Below are 1,171 nucleotides of genomic sequence, written 5' to 3'. Positions count from 1 at the left end.
AGGTATGGTTACGCCGCTGTCGATCCGCGCCGCGATTACGATCGTTGCCGCACTGCCAATCATCTTGGTCTATCCGTTCATGCAGCGTTACTTCGTAACGGGCTTGCAGCTCGGCGGCGTAAAAGGTTAATTACCCGGCAATCCCAAAAGAGAGGTTCTCGTTCCACACGAGAACCTCTCTTTTTTTTCGGTTTTAAAACGTACCGAATTGCCTGTGGTTTTGCTATTTTTCAGGGGGTTAACCTATAATCCATGAATTGTAAGCGAATTCAAAAAGTAGATAATAAAAGGTAACGAAGCGGATGCATCCTTTCGTCGTACAGGTCTCACAAAAGTGAAGGAGGGACGGTGCATGAGGGTTAATGTAAACTGATCGGCTATGCTAAGCATGGCCACCGTTCTGACACTCGGCACGTTGCTGGTCGATTGCTCGGGCAAAGAAGAAGATTTTAAACCTGAAGTTGAAAACGCTACCATGAGCAGCTTATGTTAATGCAGCGCTAAAAATAAATTGATCGATTCATAATGGACGAGGAGGCGTAGAGTATGCAAGAAACGGTTCTTATAGGAACGGCTGTAGGTGCGGAACGAAAAGCCGTCACGTTCCGAAAGCGGCTGTGGAGTCAGCGCGAGTTGATTTTGATGTCATTTCCGCTAGTGGCACTTGTTATTTTGTTCGCATATGTCCCAATCTGGGGCTGGCTAATGGCTTTCCAGCAATATAGACCAGGTGCAAGTGTGTTTGACCAAGAATGGGTTGGATTTGATCAATTCAAATTTTTTTTTACCGACGACGTATTTCTTCAAGTGTTAAGAAATACGCTCGCGATGAGCGTTATTAATATGGTGCTTGGGTTCGTAACGGCGATCGGGTTCGCACTGATGCTGAACGAAGTGAAACAAAGAATTACGAAACGGTTCATTCAGACGATTTCCTATTTGCCTCACTTCCTGTCATGGATTATTGTAACCGGTATCGTGGCGACTTCCTTGTCGATCGAGGGAGGCATCGTCAACGATGTGCTCATGCGACTGGGCTTGATCAGCGAGCCGATTCTGTGGCTCGGAACGCCGAAATATTTCTGGGGCATCGTAGGCGCTTCGCACGTGTGGAAAGAAGTTGGCTGGAGCACGATCATTTACTTGGCAGCCATCACTTCCATCGACCCGT

The 1,171-nt window shown here is 47.1% G+C and carries 2 pseudogenes; both read left to right on the top strand.

What is annotated here, in order from left to right:
- Positions 1 to 130, top strand: a pseudogene (locus tag PKO01S_RS29565) (carbohydrate ABC transporter permease); the annotation flags it as partial.
- Between the two features lie 416 nt (positions 131 to 546).
- Positions 547 to 1,171, top strand: a pseudogene (locus PKO01S_RS28485) (sugar ABC transporter permease); the annotation flags it as partial.

Source organism: Paenibacillus kobensis NBRC 15729 (assembly GCF_004000825.1).
Classification (GTDB): domain Bacteria; phylum Bacillota; class Bacilli; order Paenibacillales; family Paenibacillaceae; genus Paenibacillus_T; species Paenibacillus_T kobensis.
Note: the sequence above shows the minus strand (reverse complement) of the source record. Positions and strands in the feature narration are given on the sequence as shown.